Raw genomic sequence first — 21885 nt, 5'->3', positions numbered from 1 at the left:
GCCTGCTAGGCCAGGTCGATGCCATCTGCAAGGGCACGCAGCGCACGGGCGCGCGCCGGTGGCACTGTTGCGACGTCGAGACAGGTAAAGATGTGCATGGTCCGCATCTGGTGATCGACTGTCAGCGTGTCGCCAACCCATCCCCCCATCGTCAGATAGGCCCGCAGCAGGTTCGGCATCGGCGTCTGGCCCACAGGCGCGATAGATTGCAGTGGAATCGCATGTTCTGTAACAGCTTTGGGGCGCAATGTTTCAGGCCCGAGATGCTTTTGTGCGAGCGTTTGCAGAGCCTGCCCATAGAGTTCGGGTTCAGTGCCTTGGAAACTTGTGCAGCCAAAAAGGAAGCGGACTTGCGCGTCATCAACGATCCGCGTCAGCGCAGCCCAAGCAATCCGCAGCACATCGGTATCCGCTGATCCGGGCGCCAGACAGAAACGCCCGATCTCAAGCATTGGATCATCCAACGTTAAAAATGCATTAAGGTCATAGTGTTGCGCTGTATAGCTCGCGCAGACGTCTGCGTCGTCCTGTAAAACTCTGAAGCGCGCTGTTGCCATCACGCGCGCATTTCCGTCGCAAACCATCAAGTGCCGGCAGTGTGCGTCAAACGCATCAGTGTCGTCGCATTCTGACCGCCGGAAGCATCGCGCACGCAGATCAAGACAGGCCTGCAGGTCATCCGCATTCCGCGCCAGTCGGACGTTGAGGCGGTTTTGCGGGAACGGGATTGTCATCTGACCTCATCTTGGAGAACGGCTCAACCAGACCTACGTTACCTGTCGAGACAATGGAAGAAAGGGCTCCCGATGGAAAAGATCGTCAAATCAGATGCAGAATGGCGCGAACAGCTTTCCGATCTGGCCTATAAGGTCACCCGCAAACACGGCACAGAGCGGGCTGGCACACATGACAATTTCCCCAAAGAGGCCGGCACATTTATGTGCACCTGCTGCGGCGCGCCCCTCTTTGACCAAAAGCACAAGTTTGAAAGTGGCACGGGTTGGCCTTCGTTTTATCAACCGCTTGATGATGAAATGATCGGCGAAAGTGTTGATCGCAGCTTTTTCATGAAGCGCACGGAAGTGCATTGCAACCGCTGTGAAGCGCATCTGGGTCACGTCTTTCCCGATGGCCCGCAGCCGACCGGATTGCGCTACTGCATCAACGGTGTCGCACTGGACTTTGAGCCAGAGGAATAAATCCGGAAAACAAGGAAAGGCGCGCCACCAGCGGCGCGCCTTTTTCGTCAGGCCACCAGACCAAGTTCCGCGTCACTGGCAGTTCCGGCGTATTTGTCACGCGGCGGCCATGGGCGCTCCCGCCAGTCGGGTTTAAAGACGAAGCTCGACTTCGTGCGGCCCTCCAGCAAGGCGCCATTGCCAGCACCGAGCGCGTAATCGTAATAAAGTTTGACGATTTCTTCTTTCGTCACCTGCTGTGTTGCAGGATGCGCAATACAGGCGTCATGCCATTTCCTGACACGGGCATAGTCATCTGTATCAGGCAGCGCAAAACCTTCGTAGTAATCAAGGAACCAGAACCGCTTGAACATCGGAGTAAAGACGGCCTCGGCCAGCCCGAAATCCTCGAAAAGATAGGTGCCGTCGGGACTGTGAGCCTGCAGAAAATCATCAAGGTCCCGATAACAGGCAAGTAGCTTGTCGCACAGGCCTTCGCGCGCGTCCGTGTCCTGATTCATCACGTAGATGTATCCGGCCATGGTGAATGCGCCTTCTTTGGCGACCATCATCGACTCAATTGCATGTTCAGCCGGATCAGAGCGGCGGATCGCGCCGCCCGGCAGCACCTCATCTAGAAAGCGCAGGATCACGAGACTTTCCTTGATGATCTGGCCGTCAGGCGTTTCGAGAACGGGCAAAGCAGTTGTGCCGCGTGTCTTTTTCAGAAGCTCCGGATCACGCGGTTTGGTGATATCGACAACGCGGAATTCTATCGCGTCCTCCTGACCTCGCAGTGCCAGCATGATCTCGAGCCTTTGGGAAAAGGGACACACGGGAATATGGTAGACGATATATTTCTCAGCCACGGCACATCCTTTCAGCTGCTGTCACCCAGGACAGCACTGTGCCGTTCGGCAACGCATCGCGCAAGCCCATGGCAGGTTCGGTAAATTTTTTCCGACAGGCCGGATGTGGATTACTGTGTCGGCCCAAGCAGCGCGCCGGCATCCAGACGCCCGAAAGAAGCAAGCAGCTGACCAAGGAACGTCACATCAGCAATGCCGTCTTCGGTGACGCGGCGATCAAGGATCACGACACGTCCATCCTCAAGCGTGTAACTGGTGACATTGCGCAACCGGTCGCTGCTATCAAAATCAAGCTCCAGCACCTGCCGGTCAACTTCGTTGGGCGCAAAGGGCCCGAACTGTTCGAACTTGCTGGAGGCATAGTAGATCGCATTGTTCTGAAGCGCGCGTTCGGCAATCGGTTGACCAAGCAAGCCAATCACATCGGCCTTGGTGCTGACGCCGATCTGAAGGGCTGCGACTTCTTCCTGAGGTGGAATGAACCCATGATAGGTTTCAATCGGTGCGCAGCCTGCGATGAGGGCTGTTAAGGTCAGCCCCGCGGCCATCCCACGCAACTTGCCAAAGAAAACCGGCTTTCCACCCATCAACGCACCCTCTTGCCTTGGCCCTGATGGCCTTCTATCTCGACTATAACACCTGCCAATCCTGTTCAAGAAACGATCATCGCTTTGACCAAACTCCCGCGTTCACACCTGCGTATTGCAGACCTGCCCAACCGGCGGGCAACGGATTTCCTTGTCGAGCCAACTGCGGACGAACGTGCCGCAATTGCAGAGGCCCTCGATATCATCGCCATCAGGAAGTTGCGGTTCTCAGGCAAGCTGAGCCCGATTGGCAAACGCGACTGGCGGCTTGATGCTGAATTGGGTGCAACGGTCGTGCAAAGCTGCGTTGTCACGCTTGAGCCGGTCTCAACCCGTATTGATGAGGACGTGTCCCGCAGCTACCTTTCTGACCTGCCAGAGGTTCTGTCTGGTGAGGTCGAGATGCCTGAAGACGACACGCAAGAGGCCTTGCCTGAGTCGCTGGACCTCGCCGCCGTGATGATTGAGGCCTTGTCGCTCGCCCTGCCCGCCTATCCACGTGCAGAGGGTGCTGAATTGGGCGAAGCGGTTTTTGCACAAACTGGCGTAACGCCGCTACGTGACGAAGACACCAAGCCGTTTGCCGGGCTCGCCGAACTGCGCGAAAGCCTTGAAAAGAAAGGCAAATAGCGGCGCGTAAATGAGGTCGGAAAAAGGCTTGCACATATGCGGAATCGCAGTATGTTCGCGGCCTCTTTTACATCGCGTCTCGACAGGGCTACCGCAATCGCGTAGGACCCCGCAGACGAGAACGAAATCAGGGCCCGCGGCCCTTAAATCATAGGGTTGAGACATGGCTGTCCAGCAGAACAAAGTATCCAAATCCCGCCGCAACAACCGGCGTGCGCATGACGCATTGGTCGCGGCAAATCCTAACGAGTGCGAAAACTGCGGCGAGCTCAAGCGTCCGCATCACGTGTGCCCATCCTGCGGTCACTATGCCTCTCGCGAAGTGATTGCAGACACAACTGAGATCGATCTCGACGACGACGCTGCATAAAGTCGCGTAAAGGGCTTTCGCATGACACCAGCGCAGACGGACACCGATCCGACGCAGGGACATGCAGCCCGTCACGTGCTTTCGGTTGACGCCATGGGTGGCGATAAAGGGCCTGCAACGGTTGTTGCGGGCCTTTCGATGTTCTTGAAAGACAAGCCCGACGCCCACGCCATTCTGCATGGCCCCAAGTCCGACATGGACGCGCTTGTTACAAAGCACGGGATTGCCGACCGGGTGACGGTGCATGATACATCGGACGTGGTGAAGATGACCGACAAGCCAAGCCACGTCCTGCGGCATGGCAAGAATACCTCCATGTGGTCAGCGATCGAGGCCGTCCGCTCAAAGGAAGCTGCGGTTGCAGTCAGCTGCGGGAACACCGGCGGTCTGATGGCGATGTCGATGCTCAGGCTGCGCAAGGCCGAAGGCGTGAACCGCCCTGCTATTGCCTGCCTCTGGCCGTCGCGCAATCCTGCGGGCTTCAACGTGATGCTTGATGCGGGCGCTGACATTCGCGCCGATCAGGATGATCTGCTGACCTATGCGCTGATGGGCGCATCCTATGCACGCAACGGTCTGGACATCACGCGTCCGCGCGTCGGGCTGCTAAATGTTGGCACTGAAGAACACAAAGGACGGGCCGAACTCAAGGTCGCCCATGAACTGATCGGAAATGCCGCCCAGATTGGCGATTTCGACTACGTTGGCTTTGTCGAAGGTGGCGATCTGCCATCCGACAATGTGGATGTGATCGTGACCGACGGCTTTACCGGAAACGTCGCCCTCAAGACCGGCGAAGGGACGGCCACCCTGATCAGCGAGCTTTTGCGCAAGTCGCTTCTGAGCAACCCGATGTCGATGCTGGGTGCCGCACTGGCGCGCGGATCGCTTGGTCGCTTGCGGAAACGTATTGATCCGCGCCGCGTCAATGGCGGTGTCTTTCTGGGGTTGAACCAGACCGTCATCAAAAGCCATGGATCAGCAGACGAAACCGGCGTCGCAGCGGCTCTTCACCTTGCCTATCGTCTGGCAAAGATTGGATTTTCCGATAAACTTGCGGCACGGGTTGCATCTGCAGCATCACTTGCCCAAGATGCCGCCATACATGATGAGACAGGCAGTCTCGGCATAGGTACGGACAAGTAGAATGATGCGTCGCGCAGTGGTCAAAGGGGTTGGGCATTACCTTCCCGAAAGAGTGGTCACAAACGCAGAATTCGAAGAAAGCCTCGATACAACTGACGAATGGATCAAGGCGCGGTCCGGGATCGAGCGGCGTCATTTCGCAGCCGAAGGACAGACAACCTCTGAACTGGCTGCACATGCCGCTACAGCAGCCCTGAAGATGGCTGGTATCGCGGCAGAGGATATCGACGCCATCGTCGTTGCGACCTCGACGGCGGATCTGACGTTTCCGTCAGCGGCCACGATGGTGCAACGTGCGATCGGCAACACCACCGGCTACGCCTTTGATGTGCAAGCGGTTTGTGCGGGATTCGTTTTTGCCCTTTCCAACGCCAATGCGTTGATCGTGTCCGGTCAGGCTGACCGTGTGCTGGTCATCGGGGCCGAGACATTCAGCCGGATTATGGACTGGTCGGATCGGACAACCTGCGTCTTGTTCGGTGATGGGGCCGGTGCCCTTGTTCTGGAAGCAGAAGAGGGTGAAGGCGCGAATACGGACCGTGGCATACTCTCAACCGATCTGAACTCTGACGGGCGCTACAAGGATCTGCTTTATGTCGACGGGGGTGTATCCACCCAATCGACGGGACGACTGCGCATGGAAGGCAAGGAAGTGTTCCGCCACGCGGTCGAGAAACTTGCACAGACCGCCGATACTGCGTTGGAAAAAGTGGGGCTCGGGCCTGCTGATGTTGACTGGGTCGTGCCGCATCAGGCGAACATCCGCATCATTCAGTCCACTGCCAAGAAACTCGGCGTGGAAATGGAGCGTGTCGTGGTGACGGTGCAGGATCACGGCAATACCTCTGCTGCATCCATCCCGCTGGCGCTTTCGGTTGGTGTGGCCAATGGCCAGATCAAGCAAGGCGATCTTGTCGTGACCGAAGCCATTGGTGGTGGTCTGGCCTGGGGTGCCGTCGTAATCCGCTGGTAAGCCGTTCATCCATTGCTCACATAGCCTCCGGTAAACTGTTGTTATTGACTCTAAATCTGGCCCGCGCCTATGCTCGCAGCCAAATAGGTGAGGGCTAGTGAATGACTGATAAAACGCTGACACGCATGGACCTGGCTGAAGCGGTGCATAACCAGGTTGGACTTTCACGCAATGACAGTGCAGACCTCGTGGAAAGTGTTCTGTCTCATGTCTCTGACAGTCTGGTGTCGGGCGAGACAGTCAAAATCTCCTCATTCGGTACATTCTCGGTGCGTGACAAAGCGGCACGCGTTGGACGCAATCCCAAGACAGGCGAAGAGGTGCCGATCCACCCCCGCCGTGTCCTGACGTTCCGCCCATCACATCTGATGAAGGATCGCGTGGCTGCGGGAAACAAGCGTTAAAAGATGGCCAAGGCCAAAGACGCTTTCCGAACGATCAGTGAAGTCGCAGAATGGCTTGATACGCCTACGCATGTGCTGCGCTTCTGGGAAAGCAAGTTCAGCCAGATCAAACCGGTCAAGGGCGCGGGCGGGCGACGCTATTACAGACCCACTGACATGGAACTGCTTGGCGGCATCAAACAGCTTTTACACGAAGACGGACTGACCATCAAAGGCACCCAAAAGCTGTTGCGGGAAAAGGGCGTCAGATACGTCGCCACGCTCGGTCAGACGCTCGAAGACAAACCTGCCCCCACCGAAGCCTCCAAAGCGACCCCGCCAGAACCCGATACAACGCAAACCGCCGCGCCTGCGCCTCAGGAACCCGCGCCACAGGCCGTTGTCGCTGCGTCGAACCCCGTGCAGGACATGCTGCCCTTCGATCCACCTGCGGCAGCACCCCCTACCCTTGAGCTGCCGCCACCGCCCCCAGATGGTGACGCGGATGTGCCGGGACGGTTGCTTGCCGCTTTGCCCGCTGACGACAGCAGAATCAGAAATCACGCTGCGGAAATCGCACCATTGCTTGAGCGTCTCGCTGCACTGCGCGCAAAACTGGCGGGATAGGACGGCGTGTTTTTCGCACTTGTTCCCAGAGCGGAATCCGGTAAGAACGGCCTCAGTCGGGCTATAGCGCAGCCTGGTAGCGCGTCCGTCTGGGGGACGGAAGGTCGCAGGTTCAAGTCCTGCTAGCCCGACCAATCATAACCGCCCGCTTGTGCAGATGCGCAGCGGGCGTTTTGGTATCTGGAGGGATAGAATGATCAGTGCTGGCGTGTTGGCCGACCATCAAATCAAGGACATGATCGCCCAGGGCCGGATCACGGCAGAAGCCACTATCGACGCTGGTCAGATCCAGCCTGCCTCGCTTGATTTGCGGCTGGGCAAGACAGCCTACCGTGTCCGCGCCTCGTTTCTTGCCGGACGCACCCGGACGGTCAAGGATCGGCTTTCTGACTTTCAGATGCATGTAATCGACCTTGATGGTGGCGCTGTGCTTGAAAAGGGTTGTGTCTATGTCGTGCCCCTGATGGAAAGCCTGTCTTTGCCCAAAGGCATGACCGCCGTCGCCAGTGCAAAGTCATCAATCGGGCGCCTCGACCTTTTGACGCGGATCATCACCGATCACGGGGTCGAGTTCGACCGTGTGCCTGACGGATATGACGGGCCGCTTTACGTCGAAATCTGCCCGCGCTCGTTCTCGGTTGTGGCGCAACCCGGGCAACTGCTGAACCAGATCATTTTCCGCCAAGGCAAGACATTCATGTCAGATGATGATCTGCGCGCTCTGCACGCAAAGACACCAATTGTCTCTGGCGAGCCGGTGATTTCCGATGGTCTGGGTTTCTCGGTTGATCTGAAACCGGCTGAGGGGAACCTCGTGGGGTATCGCGCCAAACCGCATACCGGCGTCGTCGATCTGTCAAAGCTCAACCACTACGATCCTGCTGACTTCTGGGAACCTGTGCATACTGATGACGGCTGGATCATTCTCGATCCTGGTGCGTTCTACATTCTGGTCAGCCGCGAGGCGATTGTCATTCCGCCCATGCAGGCCGCCGAAATGGCCCCCTATCTGGCAATGGTCGGCGAGTTTCGCGTGCATTACGCGGGTTTCTTCGACCCCGGTTTCGGCTACGCAGAGGCAGGCGGTGCAGGATCACGCGGTGTCCTTGAGGTGCGCTGCCACGAAGCACCGTTTGTGCTGGAACATGGGCAGGTCGTCGGACGATTGGTCTACGAACATATGGCCGCAATGCCAGACGCGCTTTACGGCCGAGAAATCAAGTCGAACTACCAAGGACAGGGGTTGAAACTGTCCAAGCACTTCCGCGCGACTTAGCGCAAAAACCGTCTGGCAAGCCCCAAACCGCGCCGCGCTTTTTGCGCATTCTGCTGCGCCTGACGTGCGGCGGCGCGTTCCTCAGGTGTCATATCTTCGGGCTTCTTGCCCTTATGCGATGCCATCTGGACGCCCTTGTTGATGCCTTTGTTCATCAGCATCCGCAGGCCCCTGTTTATCAGTCTGTTCATGTTCATGGGCGATCTCCATCCTCACGCAGCATAGATATGCTGTGCATCTCAATCTTCAAACATCTCAGCCTGATTATCATCGTCCTCTTCGGCATCATCACCCTCGCCCGGCGTTCCCAATCCGGGAGGTGGGCGGCTTTCCAGAAGGCCAGCCGAGCGCAGTTCCTTGAGGCCGGGAAGATCGCGCGCGCTCTCCAGACCGAAGTGGTCGAGAAAGCTTTGTGTCACGACAAATGTCACTGGCCGCCCTGGCGTCATGCGTCGGCGGCCGAAACGGATCCATTCCAGTTCGATAAGCTGATCAATCGTGCCACGGCTGACACTGACACCACGGATTTCCTCGATTTCGGCCCGCGTCACGGGCTGGTGATAGGCCACAATCGCTAAGGTTTCGATCGCCGCGCGGCTGAGTTTGCGTGTCTCAACCGTTTCCTTTTGCATCAGAAAACCCAGATCAGGCGCGGTACGGATCGCCCACCCATCACCCACTTTGACGATGTTTACTCCACGCCCTTCGTAGCGCTTGCGCAAGTTGGCGAGCGCCTCCGCCGGATCACAGCCATGCGGCATCCGGCCAAGCAGTTCGTTGACCGAGACAGGATCGGCTGTCGCAAAGAGGATCGCTTCAACCATGCGCTCCTGTTCGCCCATTGGAGGTGCCTCGAACAGGCTGTCGTTCTGTGGGGCTGTGTCCTTATTCATCACGCGGCACTTTCCTGCGAATTTGAATGGGGGCAAACGTCTCGCCCTGTCGGATTTCGATTTTGCCTTCCTTGGCAAGTTCCAGCGACGCAGCAAAAGTGGCTGCGGTGGTGGAGCGCACACGCTGGCTGTCACTATCCCAACCGTCCGGCAGATACTGCGAAATATCGGTCCAGTTGCCTGCGAAACCGATCAAGCCTCGCATCCGCTCAAGCGCCTGCTCCATCGTCATCACATGCTGGCGATCAAAAACAAACGGGCGGAAATCGTCGCGGGTGCGGATACGGGCGTAGCCCTGCATCAGGTCAAGCAGCGTGGCGGTATAGGTCACACGCCGGACGCGCTGCACGTCTTCGGTGATGCCACGCGCAAAGAAATCGCGACCCAACTGGTCTCGCGCCATCAGTTTTGCCGCAGATTCGCGCATCGCCTGCAGACGCTCCAACTGGAAGGCAAGATGTGCTGCAAGTTCTTCGCCGGTTGGCCCCTCTTCGCTGGGGTCAGGCGGCAGCAGCAGCCGAGATTTGAGGAAGGCAAGCCAGGCGGCCATAACGAGGTAATCCGCCGCAAGTTCCAACCGCAGTTGTTTGGCTTTCTCGACAAAGGCCAGATACTGTTCGGCCAGAGCAAGAATGGAAATCTGCCGCAGATCGACTTTCTGGGTGCGCGACAGAGTCAGCAGCAGATCAAGCGGCCCTTCAAACGCCCCGACATCCACGATGAGGGCTTCGGCGGCCATACGCTCGCTGACACTGATCGTGTCTTCCTGAAACTCGTCGCCTTGCATGTGCCCCTAGCCTAGTAGCGCCTCAAGTTCGGCTTCTAGCTCGGGGATGTCAATGTGCTGAGGGGGCTTTGCGCAAGCAAGCGCACGCTGCGCGCGGATCTGGGCTTGGGGCGACAATTGACCGGCGGCCTCGGTGACGGCCTCTATTTCGGCGGCTTCGCCATTACAGTGTAAAATGACATCGCACCCTGCTGCAATACTGGCGCGCGACCTTTCAGCGACGGTGCCGGACAGCGCCTCCATCGAGAGGTCGTCAGTCATCAACAGCCCATCAAACCCGATATCGTTCCTGATCAGGTCTATCATCCGCAAAGAAGTCGTCGCAGGCCCGCTTGGATCAATATCCTCGAACACCAGATGCGCTGTCATCCCCATTGGCAGATCATTGAGTGCACGAAAAGTTGCAAAGTCCTGTGCGGACAACGTGGCCCGGTCGGCTGTCACACGCGGCAGGTCCAGATGACTGTCGATCGTGGCACGTCCATGTCCGGGGATATGCTTTAGAACCGGCAGAACGCCGCCGTGCAGATGCGCATCAGCGCAGGCGCGCGCTGCCTCGGTCACTGTTTCTGCGTCATCACCATAAAGGCGGTTGCGCAGAACAGGATGGGTGTGCGGTGTCGCGATATCGCCCAATGGTGCGCAGTTTGCCGTGATGCCGATATCCATCAGCTCGGCTGCGATCAGACGGTTTCTGATCCATTGCGCGCGCATCGGGTCGCGAGCCCGCGCCATCTGATCAAGCGCAGGCAAATACTCGCGCCAATGGGGGGCGCGCATCCGCTGCACGCGGCCACCTTCCTGATCAATCAGGATGGGGGTCGTTTCTGTCGTGATCTCGCGCAGATCATCGGTCAGGCGCCTGACCTGATCAGGCGTTTCGATGTTCCGCGCAAAAACGATAAAGCCGAAAGGCGGGGCGTGACGAAAGAAATCATGCTCCCAATCTGTCAGAGCTGTTCCCTCAACACCGAAAATCGCAGCCGTGTCAGCCACTTAATCGGTCACAACCGCAATGCACTCGGCAAATTCGGCCTGCAGGACGGCGCACAGACGTCGCGCCTCTGCCCGATCAGCAAATCCGCTTGCACGCAGGCGATACCACGTCCCGCCGCTTTGATTGCTGATCTGGATGACACGATCATAACCAGACAGATACTGGCTCAAACGCGCCGAAAGCCGATCCCAAGCCGCAGCAGCCTCAGCAGGTGACGGATAAGCACCGAGATGCACAAGGTGCGTGCCTGGTGGGAATGCGACCGTGGTCACAGCGACTTCACTGCCGCCAGTCTGGGCCGGAGCCGCCCGGGTCACAGTCAACGCCGCAGGGCGGATCATCGGGCGCAGAGAGTTCCGCAGACCCGGCACTGACGCATCAACAAGGCCTGCCGCTGGCGGAGGTGTCGCTGTTCCTGTCGCCAACATCTGGGCCAACAAGGCAATTTCATCGACTTCCTCAGTCGCGGCGGCAACTGCTGTAACGGTCTCTTCGATACCGGCTGTAGCGTCTGCTTCGGCCACTGCCTCAAGAATTTCAGAGGCAGCTGGTGCCAGTTGAACCTCTAGGTCTTCGGCAGCAAGACCGCTTTCGGCTGGCGCTAGGTAGAGCACATCCTCAGGTCCGGCAGCCTCGCCAGAGGCAGCGACCTCATTGACGGCCAAACCGGTATGCAAGGCCACCGCACCGCCGGGATTATCGGGCAGGACACGCATGTCGCCTTCCATGGCGCGCACAACAGGGATGCCACTGACGTCGCGCACGACGAGCTTGTAGCCCCAGAAACCAACACCCACGATCAAGGCCAGCGACAAAGCCGCCCCTGCGTAGTTCATCACATTTGAAAAGCGGGATTCGTCCGCGGTCGGGGCGAACCCCTCATCATATACTGCCATCTCTGCCTCACTTCGCGCCCCATGCCGTTCTCGGCTTTGGCGGGGTCGTTCGTTTGTCAGGTCCGGCAACCTGTGCGTTAGCGCATCTCTTCTGCCGGAGTGACCCCAAGAATACCCAAACCGTGTGAAATAACAATCGCTACTGCCCGAATCAGGGCAATTTTCGATTGTGTGGTTTCTGAGTCACCGTCTTGCACGAACCGCAGGCTCTCGTCGCTGTTTCCCTGATGGTAAAGACCGTGGAATTCGGAGGCGAGGTCATACAAGTAGAACGCAATCCGGTGTGGCTCCTGGCCTTTGGCGGCAATTTCGACCAGACGCGGCCATTCGGCCAGTTTCTTGATCAGCGCCAGTTCCGCGTCATGTGTCAGGCCAGAGACATCGACACCCGCAAGCGTGGCATCAGAAACATCTGCAAACGCCGACGCCTTACCGACAGCCGAGTTCACCCGTGCGTAGGCATAATTGACATAAAAGACAGGGTTGTCCTTGGATTGCTCCAGCACCTTGTCGAAGTCAAAATCGAGCGGCGCATCGTTTTTGCGTGTCAGCATATGGAAGCGCGTGACATTCGCACCGACCTGATCAACCACATCGCGCAGGGTCACGAAGGTCCCTGCCCGCTTGGACATCTTGAACGGCTCACCGTCCTTATAGAGCTTCACCAATTGCGTCAGCTTGATATCAAGCGGCACGTTGCCATCGGACAGCGCCGACACTGCGGCCTTCATCCGCTTGACGTAGCCACCATGATCCGCGCCAAAGACATCAATCAATTGGTCATAGCCGCGTTTTACCTTGTCGTAATGATACGCGATATCCGGCGCAAAATAGGTCCATGACCCGTCGGATTTCTGAACGGGCCGATCCACATCGTCGCCGTGTGCTGTAGATTTGAAGAGCGTCTGCTCGCGCGGCTCCCAATCCTCGGGCATTTTGCCCTTAGGCGGCTCAAGCACGCCACGATAGATCAAGCCTTTGGCATCAAGATCCGCAATCGCATCCTCGATCAGACCCGTGCCATAAAGCGACTTTTCACTAAAGAAGCTGTCCATCGTGACACCAAGTGCCGCCAGATCGGCCCGGATCAGGTCCATCATCTTTTCGGTGGCGAATTCACGCACATCGACAAGCCAGACGTCCTCGCCCTCACCGACATAGGCATCGCCGACTTTGCCTTTCAGCGCCTCACCAACTGGGATCAGATAATCGCCGGGATATGTGCCATCCTCAAAGGCAACGTCTTGCCCGTGCGCCTCAAGATACCGCAGATAAACCGACCGGGCGAGCACATCGACCTGCGCGCCGCCGTCGTTGATGTAGTATTCCTTGGTGACGTCATAGCCCGCGTAGTCCAGCAGCCGTGCCAGCGCATCACCAAAAACCGCGCCGCGGGTATGGCCGACGTGCAAGGGGCCGGTTGGATTGGCGGAGACATATTCGACCATCGTCTTGATGCCCTGCCCCATCGTTGATTGTCCGTAGGACGGATCGCCCAAAGCAGCCTTCACGACACCATGCCAGACAGAAGGCGCCAGACGCATGTTCAGAAAGCCGGGGCCAGCGACCTCGGCCACGACAATATCGGCGTCCTCTTGCAGTTTGGCGGCCAGCGCCTCGGCGATGGCGCGGGGGTTCATCTTGGCAGGCTTTGCCAGAACCATTGCGGCATTGGTTGCCATATCCCCATGTGCAGCATCGCGCGGCGGCTCGACCGCGGCATTCGCAAAGTCGAGACCTTCGGGCAGAATGCCTTCGGCCACGAGCGCGTCAAGGCAGGTCAGCACACGGGAACGGATATCGGCAAAGAGGTTCATTTGTCTTTTCCAGCTTGGGGTTTGCTGCGGTTTACCACCATCGGCGAAGGGGGCAAGCAGAGTCTTGCGCGCGACCGCCGGCGCTAGTTGCCGTCGATCACGCCTGATGGCACTTCGGCGCCACCAATCAGACGCTTGTGTTCCTGAATGGCGAAACGGTCCGTCATCCCCGCGATGTAATCCGCAACAATCCGTGCAAGCGTGGTTTGATCCGGCGCCTCCTCAACATCTTTGCGCCACTGTTTTGGCAACTCGCCTGTATTTTCAAGAAAGAACGGGAACAGATCGTTGATCATTTGCGTGACAACTACCCGCATTTCGACGACCGCAGGCGCGCGATACATGCGTTCGAACAGGAATTGGCGGATCACCTTCAGGTCGGTCCAAAGTTCGGGCGAAAACTGGATCATCATCCGCCCTGCATGGCGGATATCATGCACAGTCGCGGGCGCGTACTCGGCCAGATTGCGACGACTGACGGTGATCACATCCTCGACCAGAACACCGAAAAAGCGGCGCAAAGCCTCGTGCCGCCGGCGATAGTAGTTAAGGCCGGGATATTTTGCATCCACACGCGCAAAGCACTCGCGCAGGATCGGCAGTTCCGCCAGTTCGTCGGTGCTAAAGAGCTCGGCCCGTAGCCCGTCATGCAGGTCGTGATTGTTGTAGGCGATATCATCGGCCAGGGCGGCTGCCTGCGCCTCGGCACTGGCGTGTGTGTCGAGTTCCAGATCGTGCCGCGCGTTGTAGGCCGCAAGCGCATAAGGAATGTCGCCTGTGACAGGGCCATTGTGCTTGGCAATCCCCTCAAGCGTTTCCCAAGTCAGGTTCAGTCCGTCCCATTCGGCATAATGCCGTTCGAGCGACGTCACGATATGTAGGGCCTGCGCATTGTGATCGAAACCGCCATAAGGCTGCATCAGCGCATCCAGCGCCTCCTCTCCGGTATGGCCGAATGGTGTATGCCCAAGATCATGAGCCAGCGCCACGGCTTCGGTCAGTTCCACGTTCAGATCAAGCGCCGCAGCGACGGTGCGTGCGACCTGCGCCACCTCGATCGAATGGGTCAGGCGGGTGCGAAAATAGTCACCCTCGTGTTCGATGAAGACTTGCGTCTTATGCTTGAGCCGCCGAAAGGCGCTCGCGTGGATGATCCTGTCCCGGTCACGCTGAAAGGGCGAGCGGAAGAAGCTTTCTTCCTCGGGGTAAAGCCGCCCCCGCGGGTTTGCGGGGTCGGTCGCATAGGGCGCTGCCATTGATTTGCCTGTCTTGTCGGTTTTGCCTGCCTTTCCTATATTGGAAATGAAACCAAACTGATAGGGCCAGCGATGTTCACCGTCCCCCCCAAAGTCACCCCCCGCGCCTTTGAACGGCTCTCCGAAATTGGTGCTGCAGCGCAAGGCAAGGCCCTGCGCGTCGCGGTCGAAGGCGGCGGATGTTCGGGATTTCAGTACGAAATCGAACTAGATGAGCCGAAAGACGACGATCTGGTGTTGTCGGAGAAAGGTGAAACCGTTGTCATCGATAGCGTGTCCCTGCCGTTTCTTGCCGATGCAACGATTGATTTCAGCGAAGAACTGATCGGCGCCCGCTTTGTGATCAACAACCCCAATGCAACGTCGTCATGCGGGTGTGGCACATCGTTTTCGATGTGAGCAAGATCTGTGGTAGGCTCTCACCATGACGATTGAGGCATACCACGCAGAACTGGATCCCGATGAGCAGACAATCTGTGCACACCTAGGCGCGCGCATCGACGCCGAACTGCCTGAAGCGGAGGCAAGGATCTGGCACCGGCATCCGGTGTGGTTTCTCAACGAGAACCCCATTGTGGGGTATAGCAAGCTGAAAGCGGGCATCAGGCTAATGTTCTGGAGCGGCGCGAGTTTCGAAACGCCAGGACTTGTCGCCGGCACAGGCAAGTTCAAGGACGCCTCTATCATCTACAAAACGGCCGACGAAATCGACGATACACGGCTCAAGGCGTGGCTGGCTGAGGCGCGCACCATCCAGTGGGACTACAAGAACGTCCAGAAGCGCAAGGGCCGGTTAGAACGGCTGGTTTGACCCCTGTTGCCAATCACCGCTGGCTTCTGCACAAACAGAAGACCGGATGCAGGGGGCGCTTATGAAGATCGCGACATTCAACATCAACGGCGTCAAGGCGCGGATTGAGACGCTTTTGAACTGGCTTGACGATGCCCAGCCTGACGTCGTGGTCTTGCAGGAAATCAAGTCTATTGACGAGAACTTCCCCCGCGATCTGATTGAAGAAAAAGGGTATAATGTCGAAACCCACGGTCAGAAAAGCTTTAACGGTGTCGCGCTGCTGTCCAAACTCCCGCTTGAGGATGTGACGCGCGGACTACCGGGTGCCGAAGGTGCGGGACGCGAAGGCGTCGATGATGAAGAGGCCCGCTACATCGAAGCAACTGTCGTCGGTGAAAAGGCGGTGCGGATCTGTGGCCTCTATCTGCCGAACGGGAACCCAGCCCCTGGTCCCAAATATGATTACAAGTTGCGCTGGATGGCGCGCCTGAAGGCACGGGCGGCAGAATTGATCGCAACCGAGGAATGCGCGCTCATTACGGGCGACTATAACGTGATCCCACAGGCAGAAGACGCAGCCCGCCCCGACGCTTGGCGCAAGGATGCGTTATTCTTGCCTGAAACACGCGAAGCGTTCAGACGTATCTTACACCTTGGCTACACTGAGGCTTTTCGCGCTGTTGAGGCCGGTGACGGGCATTATTCCTTCTGGGATTATCAGGCTGGCGCTTGGGACCGGAATGACGGCATTCGCATCGACCATTTTCTTTTGACACCGCAATGCGCCGACCTCCTGAAATCCTGCTGGATCGAAAAGGACATGCGTGCAGGTGAAAAGCCGTCCGACCATGTCCCTGTCTGGGTTGACCTTGCTGCCTGATTTTGCGGAAACTAAATCGTCTTTCAACGCTTAGTCTTAGAAGCGGAGAAAAGCGCATGCGCAGTTTTGTTTTGATGGTCGGTCTATTGGCAGCCCTGCCCGTTGCGGGACAGGCGCAATGTCGCATTGCCGTTGCCGGAACGGCCTGTGTGTCCATCCCCCAACCCGAAACACCTGAACCGGACCCGGTCGAGATCGGTGAGGTCCTCAAGCGTGGCGAACACCAACTCTTGATGAACGCCGGATATTACGGGCTGCCGCTGGTCCGGGATGGCTGGGTCTACATGCAGATTGAGGATGAGATTTACCGCGTCGATTGGCGCTCTCATACTGTGCTTGAGAAAGTCACCCATCAGGCGGGCCGCAACTGGCGCGCCAGGTAGATCAGGCAAGCTGAGGGAAATCGCGATACCATTCCGCGTGATCACCCGAATTATTCGCCATACCCGCCTTGGTCAGACATCCTTTGGGCGTCACATAACTGTCGATCCGACGCTTTGGTTTTTCGTGCCAAGTGAGGTTGAAACCTGCAAGCTTGGGAAAGAAATACATGCTGTCATAAGGCAGATGATCATGTATCCACCACGCCAGTGAACGCCAGTCAGCACCTTTTTCGTAACGGTCGGCAAACCATGGCAAGACGATTGTTGCCGTCGCCCCGATGCACCCTTCTGAATCCCTGATGTCCCAGATATGTCCGGCGTAGTTCGCCGGATTGGCCGCACACGGATAGCCCGCCTTGCCGGCGCGTTGCTGGTCATTGCAAAACTTGTTGACCGTCGGTGACCGATAAGCAGAACGCACGAGGACCTTGCCGAAAGTCCGGTGCAGTGGTTCCAGCAGGTTTTCACAAAGCTGGGTTCCGGCTGCGATCGCCAGATCGGGATCGTCAGGCATATTGGGGATGCCGTGAAAGTTTGCGACCTCTGAGTAGAGAAACTCCCGCATCCAGAAGTTCTGCGAAAGCCGCACACGCCCCAGCTTGTCAAGGGTCACGACACTGGTTGGGGCACGCATCTTTTCACCTCGCTGACTTGGGCCTCCGCTCAGGCCGTCACATCATGATCGTAGAGCCAACCAAGCCTGTTGAGAAACGCATTTGGTGCGACGGTTCCGAGGGTCTTGAGACCCAAATGCGCGACGCGCCGTTTTACACCACCAAGATGGTAATTCCGCGCATTGCTGTTGGCCGCCTCAATCGCGCGAACCACGCGGGGTCTGCGCTTGCTCTGGTATGACGGCAAAGCTGCCTGAAGGTCTGCGGTCTCGTCACAGGTGCGTGCCAGCACATAAGCATCCTCAATGGCGAGGTTCGCTCCTTGCGCCAGGAATGGCAGTGTCGGATGCGCCGCATCGCCCAGAAGCGCAATCGAGCCTGTATGCCAGCGCTGTGCAACAGGATGTCTGAAAAGCCCCCAAAGGTTCACATGCGTGACCTCAGCCAGGATTGACTTCACCTCCCACGAACAATCGGCAAAGGCCTTGCGCAGGTTTCCGGGGTCGTCCGGATGATGCCACCCCTCTTTTGCCCATTGGCCGCGTTCCTGCACAGCGACAATATTCAGCCAGTTGTTCCCGATGGGGTACGTCACCAGATGTCGCCCCTTCGCCATCCAGATGCGCGCAACTGGCGGCACCGCATTGACCTTGGTCAGGGCGCGCCATGCGACCTGTCCCGTAAAGAACGGTTTGTCAGCCTTGTTCATCAGCGGTCTGAGCGTCGAATGCAGGCCGTCTGCGCCGACCGTCAAATCAGGCTTCACACGGTCTGCCCCATGCTGGAAAGACCCGTCAGGGCGTACCTCACCGATGCGCGCGCCAAGCTCTACCCGCACACCAGCCGCTTCGCAGCCGCGCCCCAGAATATCGATCAGCACCGCACGGTGAAAAAACCGGTATCGCGGCGATTGCGCTGTCAGGTCAAATCTCGTGATCGGCTTGCCGCTATGCGCGTCTGTCGGCACAACAGCGTCCGCCGCGATACCTGACGCAGCCAGCGCTTTGCCTAAGCCAAGCTTGTCCAGTGCGCGCATTCCATTTGGTGTGATTTGCAGGCCCGCCCCCACTTCTGTCAGTGCAGGCGCCTGTTCATAAACGGTGACTGATGCACCGCTTTGGGCAAAGGCAAGGGCAGCCGTGAGCCCGCCAATGCCGCCACCGATGATGGCGACATTGCGATCGGTGTTAAACCGCATCCTAGTCGTCGCGGTGGACTTTCTCGCGGCGCTCGTGACGCTCTTGCGCCTCAAGGCTCATTGTTGCGATGGGCCGCGCGTCCAGACGCTTGAGCGAGATCGGCTCGCCTGTGATTTCACAGTAGCCGTATTCACCTTCGTCGATGCGGCGCAGCGCGGCGTCGATCTTGCTGACCAGTTTGCGCTGGCGGTCGCGTGTCCGCAGTTCAAGCGCACGATCTGTCTCTTCGGATGCGCGATCTGCGATATCGGGAATATTTCTTGTGGAATCTTTCATGCCAGCAACGGTGTCGCGGCTATCTTCAAGAATTTCTGATTTCCAGTTCAGAAGCTTCCTGCGGAAGTATTCTGTCTGTTTGTCATTCATAAATGGTTCGTCATCAGCCGGACGATAATCGTCCGCGAGGAATACCTCGACCTTCATTTCTACACCCTTTTGCTCTCGCCGCATTCAGACTTATTCCTGTTGTTTGGCGATACCCCAACTGTAAACCTGAGTTTACGCTTCCGCAGGGGCAGAGTCACCCCCAAAAGCGCCGCCACGTTGCGGTTGATGATCGCAAACCGCCTGCTAAGTTCCACGCAAATGAAAGGGCAGGATATGCAATTCAGAGGGACTGACAGTTACATCTCCACCGACGACCTGACGATGGCCGTCAATGCTGCGGTCACCTTGGAGCGTCCGCTTCTGGTCAAGGGTGAACCCGGCACCGGAAAGACCGAACTGGCACGACAGGTGAGTGCTGCACTCGGCCTGCCGATGATCGAATGGCACATAAAATCAACAACTAAGGCCCAACAGGGGCTTTACGAATACGATGCGGTCAGCCGCCTGCGCGACAGTCAGTTGGGCGACGAAAAAGTCCATGACGTCGCGAACTACATCAAGAAAGGCAAGCTTTGGCAGGCTTTTGCAGCAGAGGGCAAAGTCGTCCTGCTGATCGACGAAATCGACAAAGCCGACATCGAGTTTCCGAACGATCTGCTGCAAGAACTCGACCGGATGGAATTTCACGTTTACGAGACCGGCGAAACGATCAAGGCCGTGAATCGCCCTATCGTGATCATCACCTCCAATAACGAAAAAGAACTGCCGGATGCGTTTCTGCGGCGCTGTTTCTTTCACTACATCCGGTTCCCGGATATCGACACGATGCGCCAGATCGTCGAGGTGCATCATCCCGGCATCAAGGATTCCCTACTGACAACCGCCCTGACCCAGTTCTACGAGGTGCGCGAGACGGCTGGGTTGAAGAAAAAGCCGTCAACGTCGGAAGTGCTCGACTGGCTCAAGCTTTTGCTGGCAGAAGACTTGACTGCTGAAGACCTCAAGCGTGACGGCGCCAATGCCCTGCCGAAGCTTCATGGTGCGCTGCTCAAGAACGAACAGGACGTGCATCTGTTCGAGCGTCTTGCATTCATGGCCCGTAACGGCCGGTGAGTGATCACCCCACAGTGAAGTGACTGGCCCGCCCCGACAGAACCGCTAGTCTTGCAGGAAACCGCTTGGAGGCCGTCGATGGCGCAATCTGATATTACCATTCGCGCCGTGCGACAGAGCGACGAAACTGAATGGCGTGCGTTGTGGAAGGATTACCTGGCCTTTTATGACAGCGAAGTGCCAGACGACGTTTATGTCACGACTTTTGCAAGACTGCTGGGGGACGATCCGCAAGACTTTTCCGCGTTCGTTGCGGAAATGGATGGCCGTCTTGTCGGGCTTGTGCATTTCCTTTTTCACAGACACTGTTGGCGCATCGAAAACGTCTGCTACCTGCAAGACCTCTTTGCTGATCCGTCAGTCCGCGGAATGGGCATCGGGCGCAAACTGATTGAGGCTGTCTATGCGGCTGCAGATGCTGGCGGTGCACCTGCGGTCTATTGGCTGACGCAGGATGACAACTACACGGCACAGCAGCTTTATGACCGTGTGGCCAAGAAGACGAATTTCATCAAATATCAACGCCCTGCATGAAGTTCTTGATCCTTCCTTTGTTGGCGTTTCTCGCCGCTTGCGCTCCACCGCCAGTCCCAAACGCACCCCGGCAAGAGCCGATGAGGTTAAGTTTTCCGTCGGTTCAGGCGTTTGCAGGTGACAGCCCTGGCCCTGCGACGCGGGCCAATATCGATATGGCGCGGGACTTTCTGGATCTGGCGTTTCAAATGGAAAGCGGGCGACCGTTGCCTGTGCTTACACGATTTGAAGGCCCGATAACGGTGGCGCTGCGCGGTAGAACAACAGCGCTGACCCGTCGCGATCTGGACCGGCTAATACTTCGATTGCGCCGCGAGGCAGGCATCAACATCAGCATGGTGGCAGGTCCCACGGCCAACATCGTCATTGAATCGGTCCCTAACGCAGCCTTAAAGCGCCTTGCACCCAACGCCGCCTGCTTTGTCGTGCCGCGCGTCCAGAGCTGGACAGAATTGCAGGCTGCGCGAGGCACAGGGGCGCTTGACTGGGGCACCCTCCCCCGACGGGACCGCGCTGCGATCTTTTTGCCATCAGATGTCACGCCACAGGAAGTCCGTGATTGCCTGCATGAAGAACTGGCGCAGGCGCTTGGGCCGCTCAACGATCTCTACCGCCTGCCCGACAGCGTGTTCAACGACGACAACATCAATACGGTCCTGACCGGTTTTGACATGCTGATGTTGCGGGCATTTTATGCACCGGAACTGCAAAGCGGCATGACTCGCGATCAGGTCGCTGCACGGCTGCCGGCCATCTTGAGGCGTCTCAATCCGCGCGGTGAAGGCATCCCTGCCCGCTTCCCGCCGCCGACCACGCCTTTGTGGAAGTCGCAGGTGGAACGGGCGCTGTCTGAAGGCCGCTCTGACCGTCAACGCAGGATTGCCGCGCAGCGCGCCGTTGAGATCGCAGAACAACTGGGGTGGGACGGCCCACGTCTGGGATTTGCGCATTACGCCAACGGCCGCTTGCAAATCGACAACGATCCGTCGCGTGCGCTCGCGTCCTTCAATGCCGCAATGGCCACCTATCGCGCTGATCCCGAAACACGGATACACCGCGCCTTCGTGGCACTTCAGATTGCCGCCTACACGCTCATATCAGGCAACGCCGAAGCAACGATTGCGGTTACCAAAGCTGCGATCCCGCTTGCACGCAGACACGAGAATGCGGCGCTGTTGTCCCTTCTGATGATGTTCCAGGCAGAGGCGCTGGATTTGCAGGGCAACAGGGCGGCCGGAATGGCGCTGCGGCTGGACAGTCTGGGATATGGGCTCTATGGCTTCGGCTCGCGCGACGAGGTGGTCGCACGTCTGAACGAAATCGCGTCGCTGCCACCGCAACAACCACAGATGTAACA

General features: G+C 57.9%; 28 protein-coding genes and 1 tRNA gene. 16 read left to right on the top strand and 13 right to left on the bottom strand.

The window, feature by feature from the left end; all coding sequences use genetic code 11:
• Positions 1–5 precede the first annotated feature (5 nt).
• Positions 6–734, bottom strand: a complete 729-nt coding sequence (locus BM316_RS05240) for a GNAT family N-acetyltransferase (protein WP_090204853.1) — start codon at positions 732–734, stop codon at positions 6–8.
• Positions 735–806: 72 nt separating this feature from the next.
• On the opposite strand from BM316_RS05240, the gene msrB reads away from it, so the two are divergent.
• Positions 807–1199, top strand: a complete 393-nt coding sequence (gene msrB / locus BM316_RS05235) for a peptide-methionine (R)-S-oxide reductase MsrB (protein WP_090204851.1) — start codon at positions 807–809, stop codon at positions 1197–1199.
• Positions 1200–1246: 47 nt separating this feature from the next.
• Here the strand turns inward: msrB and BM316_RS05230 are convergent, their stop codons facing one another.
• A complete protein-coding gene (locus tag BM316_RS05230) occupies positions 1247–2047 on the bottom strand; it encodes a glutathione S-transferase family protein (protein ID WP_090204849.1) in 801 nt (266 codons plus the stop codon).
• A gap of 110 nt (positions 2048–2157) precedes the next feature.
• Positions 2158–2634, bottom strand: a complete 477-nt coding sequence (locus BM316_RS05225; protein WP_242649765.1) for an outer membrane protein assembly factor BamE — start codon at positions 2632–2634, stop codon at positions 2158–2160.
• 84 nt (positions 2635–2718) lie between these two features.
• Here BM316_RS05225 and BM316_RS05220 point away from each other — a divergent pair, with 84 nt between their 5' ends.
• From BM316_RS05220 to BM316_RS05185, 8 genes are all read left to right on the top strand, one after another.
• The gene (locus BM316_RS05220) at positions 2719–3264 is read left to right on the top strand and encodes a YceD family protein (protein WP_242649763.1); all 546 of its coding nucleotides are present in this window, start codon (positions 2719–2721) and stop codon (positions 3262–3264) included.
• Positions 3265–3427: 163 nt separating this feature from the next.
• Positions 3428–3634 (top strand): 50S ribosomal protein L32, encoded by a 207-nt coding sequence (gene rpmF, locus BM316_RS05215; RefSeq protein ID WP_090204846.1) that lies wholly within the window; start codon positions 3428–3430, stop codon positions 3632–3634.
• 21 nt (positions 3635–3655) lie between these two features.
• Positions 3656–4780, top strand: coding sequence for a phosphate acyltransferase PlsX (plsX, locus tag BM316_RS05210; RefSeq protein ID WP_090204843.1), 1125 nt, complete (start codon positions 3656–3658; stop codon positions 4778–4780).
• Between the two features lies 1 nt (position 4781).
• Positions 4782–5753 carry a beta-ketoacyl-ACP synthase III gene (locus BM316_RS05205; RefSeq protein WP_090204840.1) on the top strand — a complete coding sequence of 324 codons (972 nt, stop codon included), beginning with the start codon at positions 4782–4784 and terminating at the stop codon, positions 5751–5753.
• A gap of 101 nt (positions 5754–5854) precedes the next feature.
• Positions 5855–6157, top strand: a complete 303-nt coding sequence (ihfA, locus tag BM316_RS05200) for an integration host factor subunit alpha (RefSeq protein ID WP_090204837.1) — start codon at positions 5855–5857, stop codon at positions 6155–6157.
• A 3-nt stretch (positions 6158–6160) separates the two neighbouring features.
• Complete coding sequence (locus BM316_RS05195; protein ID WP_090204834.1) at positions 6161–6763, top strand: MerR family transcriptional regulator; 603 nt, start codon at positions 6161–6163, stop codon at positions 6761–6763.
• A gap of 57 nt (positions 6764–6820) precedes the next feature.
• Positions 6821–6897: transfer RNA gene (locus BM316_RS05190), tRNA-Pro, on the top strand.
• Positions 6898–6956: 59 nt separating this feature from the next.
• Entirely contained in the window at positions 6957–8039 is a 1083-nt protein-coding gene (locus tag BM316_RS05185) for a 2'-deoxycytidine 5'-triphosphate deaminase (RefSeq protein WP_090204831.1), read from the top strand.
• Here BM316_RS05185 and BM316_RS05180 read toward each other — a convergent pair.
• The 7 genes from BM316_RS05180 to BM316_RS05150 all read right to left on the bottom strand — a co-directional run bounded on the left by BM316_RS05180 (position 8036) and on the right by BM316_RS05150 (position 14685).
• Positions 8036–8236 carry a hypothetical protein gene (locus tag BM316_RS05180; RefSeq protein ID WP_090204828.1) on the bottom strand — a complete coding sequence of 67 codons (201 nt, stop codon included), beginning with the start codon at positions 8234–8236 and terminating at the stop codon, positions 8036–8038. The genes BM316_RS05185 and BM316_RS05180 overlap by 4 nt on opposite strands.
• 42 nt (positions 8237–8278) lie before the next feature.
• Entirely contained in the window at positions 8279–8932 is a 654-nt protein-coding gene (gene scpB / locus BM316_RS05175; RefSeq protein ID WP_090204824.1) for an SMC-Scp complex subunit ScpB, read from the bottom strand.
• Positions 8925–9719: a segregation and condensation protein A gene (locus BM316_RS05170; protein ID WP_090204822.1), complete on the bottom strand. Its 795-nt coding sequence runs from the start codon at positions 9717–9719 to the stop codon at positions 8925–8927. Before BM316_RS05170 ends, scpB begins: the two co-directional genes overlap by 8 nt.
• A gap of 6 nt (positions 9720–9725) precedes the next feature.
• Positions 9726–10715 carry a glycoside hydrolase family 3 N-terminal domain-containing protein gene (locus BM316_RS05165; protein WP_090204819.1) on the bottom strand — a complete coding sequence of 330 codons (990 nt, stop codon included), beginning with the start codon at positions 10713–10715 and terminating at the stop codon, positions 9726–9728.
• Positions 10716–11612, bottom strand: coding sequence for an SPOR domain-containing protein (locus BM316_RS05160; protein WP_090204817.1), 897 nt, complete (start codon positions 11610–11612; stop codon positions 10716–10718).
• A 77-nt stretch (positions 11613–11689) separates the two neighbouring features.
• The gene (gene argS, locus BM316_RS05155) at positions 11690–13429 is read right to left on the bottom strand and encodes an arginine--tRNA ligase (RefSeq protein ID WP_090204814.1); all 1740 of its coding nucleotides are present in this window, start codon (positions 13427–13429) and stop codon (positions 11690–11692) included.
• An 83-nt stretch (positions 13430–13512) separates the two neighbouring features.
• A complete protein-coding gene (locus tag BM316_RS05150) occupies positions 13513–14685 on the bottom strand; it encodes a deoxyguanosinetriphosphate triphosphohydrolase (protein ID WP_090204812.1) in 1173 nt (390 codons plus the stop codon).
• Between the two features lie 72 nt (positions 14686–14757).
• On the opposite strand from BM316_RS05150, the gene BM316_RS05145 reads away from it, so the two are divergent.
• The 4 genes from BM316_RS05145 (at position 14758) to BM316_RS05130 (ending at position 16741) form a co-directional block, all read left to right on the top strand.
• Positions 14758–15084 (top strand): HesB/IscA family protein, encoded by a 327-nt coding sequence (locus tag BM316_RS05145; RefSeq protein ID WP_090204809.1) that lies wholly within the window; start codon positions 14758–14760, stop codon positions 15082–15084.
• A gap of 25 nt (positions 15085–15109) precedes the next feature.
• The gene (locus BM316_RS05140; RefSeq protein WP_090204807.1) at positions 15110–15496 is read left to right on the top strand and encodes a DUF1801 domain-containing protein; all 387 of its coding nucleotides are present in this window, start codon (positions 15110–15112) and stop codon (positions 15494–15496) included.
• Positions 15497–15557: 61 nt separating this feature from the next.
• Positions 15558–16358 carry an exodeoxyribonuclease III gene (xth, locus tag BM316_RS05135; RefSeq protein WP_090207572.1) on the top strand — a complete coding sequence of 267 codons (801 nt, stop codon included), beginning with the start codon at positions 15558–15560 and terminating at the stop codon, positions 16356–16358.
• Positions 16359–16414: 56 nt separating this feature from the next.
• Entirely contained in the window at positions 16415–16741 is a 327-nt protein-coding gene (locus BM316_RS05130) for a hypothetical protein (protein WP_090204804.1), read from the top strand.
• Between the two features lies 1 nt (position 16742).
• On the opposite strand, the gene BM316_RS05125 is transcribed toward BM316_RS05130, so the two are convergent.
• Genes BM316_RS05125 through dksA form a run of 3 tightly spaced genes read right to left on the bottom strand, consistent with a single transcriptional unit; the run spans position 16743 to position 18977 of the window.
• Entirely contained in the window at positions 16743–17375 is a 633-nt protein-coding gene (locus tag BM316_RS05125) for a hypothetical protein (protein ID WP_090204801.1), read from the bottom strand.
• 29 nt (positions 17376–17404) lie between these two features.
• Complete coding sequence (locus BM316_RS05120; RefSeq protein WP_090204798.1) at positions 17405–18553, bottom strand: FAD-dependent monooxygenase; 1149 nt, start codon at positions 18551–18553, stop codon at positions 17405–17407.
• A gap of 1 nt (position 18554) precedes the next feature.
• Positions 18555–18977: an RNA polymerase-binding protein DksA gene (gene dksA / locus BM316_RS05115; RefSeq protein WP_090204795.1), complete on the bottom strand. Its 423-nt coding sequence runs from the start codon at positions 18975–18977 to the stop codon at positions 18555–18557.
• Positions 18978–19154: 177 nt separating this feature from the next.
• On the opposite strand from dksA, the gene BM316_RS05110 reads away from it, so the two are divergent.
• The 3 genes from BM316_RS05110 (at position 19155) to BM316_RS05100 (ending at position 21883) form a co-directional block, all read left to right on the top strand.
• Complete coding sequence (locus BM316_RS05110; protein ID WP_090207570.1) at positions 19155–19994, top strand: AAA family ATPase; 840 nt, start codon at positions 19155–19157, stop codon at positions 19992–19994.
• A 78-nt stretch (positions 19995–20072) separates the two neighbouring features.
• Positions 20073–20528 carry a GNAT family N-acetyltransferase gene (locus BM316_RS05105; RefSeq protein ID WP_090204792.1) on the top strand — a complete coding sequence of 152 codons (456 nt, stop codon included), beginning with the start codon at positions 20073–20075 and terminating at the stop codon, positions 20526–20528.
• 80 nt (positions 20529–20608) lie between these two features.
• The gene (locus BM316_RS05100; protein WP_311135657.1) at positions 20609–21883 is read left to right on the top strand and encodes a DUF2927 domain-containing protein; all 1275 of its coding nucleotides are present in this window, start codon (positions 20609–20611) and stop codon (positions 21881–21883) included.
• The last annotated feature ends 2 nt before the right edge of the window (positions 21884–21885 follow it).

The organism is Yoonia litorea, from assembly GCF_900114675.1.
GTDB classification, from domain to species: Bacteria; Pseudomonadota; Alphaproteobacteria; order Rhodobacterales; family Rhodobacteraceae; genus Yoonia; species Yoonia litorea.
Note: the sequence above shows the minus strand (reverse complement) of the source record. Positions and strands in the feature narration are given on the sequence as shown.

Excerpts from the sequence above, each read along its gene's own strand:
- BM316_RS05240 (WP_090204853.1), bottom strand. The coding sequence starts at position 734 with ATGACAATCCCGTTCCCGCAAAACCGCCTCAACGTCCGACTGGCGCGG.
- msrB (WP_090204851.1), top strand. The coding sequence starts at position 807 with ATGGAAAAGATCGTCAAATCAGATGCAGAATGGCGCGAACAGCTTTCC.
- BM316_RS05225 (WP_242649765.1), bottom strand. The coding sequence starts at position 2,634 with ATGGGTGGAAAGCCGGTTTTCTTTGGCAAGTTGCGTGGGATGGCCGCG.
- rpmF (WP_090204846.1), top strand. The coding sequence starts at position 3,428 with ATGGCTGTCCAGCAGAACAAAGTATCCAAATCCCGCCGCAACAACCGG.
- plsX (WP_090204843.1), top strand. The coding sequence starts at position 3,656 with ATGACACCAGCGCAGACGGACACCGATCCGACGCAGGGACATGCAGCC.
- BM316_RS05205 (WP_090204840.1), top strand. The coding sequence starts at position 4,782 with ATGATGCGTCGCGCAGTGGTCAAAGGGGTTGGGCATTACCTTCCCGAA.
- ihfA (WP_090204837.1), top strand. The coding sequence starts at position 5,855 with ATGACTGATAAAACGCTGACACGCATGGACCTGGCTGAAGCGGTGCAT.
- BM316_RS05195 (WP_090204834.1), top strand. The coding sequence starts at position 6,161 with ATGGCCAAGGCCAAAGACGCTTTCCGAACGATCAGTGAAGTCGCAGAA.
- BM316_RS05185 (WP_090204831.1), top strand. The coding sequence starts at position 6,957 with ATGATCAGTGCTGGCGTGTTGGCCGACCATCAAATCAAGGACATGATC.
- BM316_RS05180 (WP_090204828.1), bottom strand. The coding sequence starts at position 8,236 with ATGAACATGAACAGACTGATAAACAGGGGCCTGCGGATGCTGATGAAC.
- scpB (WP_090204824.1), bottom strand. The coding sequence starts at position 8,932 with ATGAATAAGGACACAGCCCCACAGAACGACAGCCTGTTCGAGGCACCT.
- BM316_RS05170 (WP_090204822.1), bottom strand. The coding sequence starts at position 9,719 with ATGCAAGGCGACGAGTTTCAGGAAGACACGATCAGTGTCAGCGAGCGT.
- BM316_RS05160 (WP_090204817.1), bottom strand. The coding sequence starts at position 11,612 with ATGGCAGTATATGATGAGGGGTTCGCCCCGACCGCGGACGAATCCCGC.
- argS (WP_090204814.1), bottom strand. The coding sequence starts at position 13,429 with ATGAACCTCTTTGCCGATATCCGTTCCCGTGTGCTGACCTGCCTTGAC.
- BM316_RS05150 (WP_090204812.1), bottom strand. The coding sequence starts at position 14,685 with ATGGCAGCGCCCTATGCGACCGACCCCGCAAACCCGCGGGGGCGGCTT.
- BM316_RS05145 (WP_090204809.1), top strand. The coding sequence starts at position 14,758 with ATGTTCACCGTCCCCCCCAAAGTCACCCCCCGCGCCTTTGAACGGCTC.
- BM316_RS05140 (WP_090204807.1), top strand. The coding sequence starts at position 15,110 with ATGACGATTGAGGCATACCACGCAGAACTGGATCCCGATGAGCAGACA.
- xth (WP_090207572.1), top strand. The coding sequence starts at position 15,558 with ATGAAGATCGCGACATTCAACATCAACGGCGTCAAGGCGCGGATTGAG.
- BM316_RS05130 (WP_090204804.1), top strand. The coding sequence starts at position 16,415 with ATGCGCAGTTTTGTTTTGATGGTCGGTCTATTGGCAGCCCTGCCCGTT.
- BM316_RS05125 (WP_090204801.1), bottom strand. The coding sequence starts at position 17,375 with ATGCGTGCCCCAACCAGTGTCGTGACCCTTGACAAGCTGGGGCGTGTG.
- BM316_RS05120 (WP_090204798.1), bottom strand. The coding sequence starts at position 18,553 with ATGCGGTTTAACACCGATCGCAATGTCGCCATCATCGGTGGCGGCATT.
- dksA (WP_090204795.1), bottom strand. The coding sequence starts at position 18,977 with ATGAAGGTCGAGGTATTCCTCGCGGACGATTATCGTCCGGCTGATGAC.
- BM316_RS05110 (WP_090207570.1), top strand. The coding sequence starts at position 19,155 with ATGCAATTCAGAGGGACTGACAGTTACATCTCCACCGACGACCTGACG.
- BM316_RS05105 (WP_090204792.1), top strand. The coding sequence starts at position 20,073 with ATGGCGCAATCTGATATTACCATTCGCGCCGTGCGACAGAGCGACGAA.
- BM316_RS05100 (WP_311135657.1), top strand. The coding sequence starts at position 20,609 with ATGAGGTTAAGTTTTCCGTCGGTTCAGGCGTTTGCAGGTGACAGCCCT.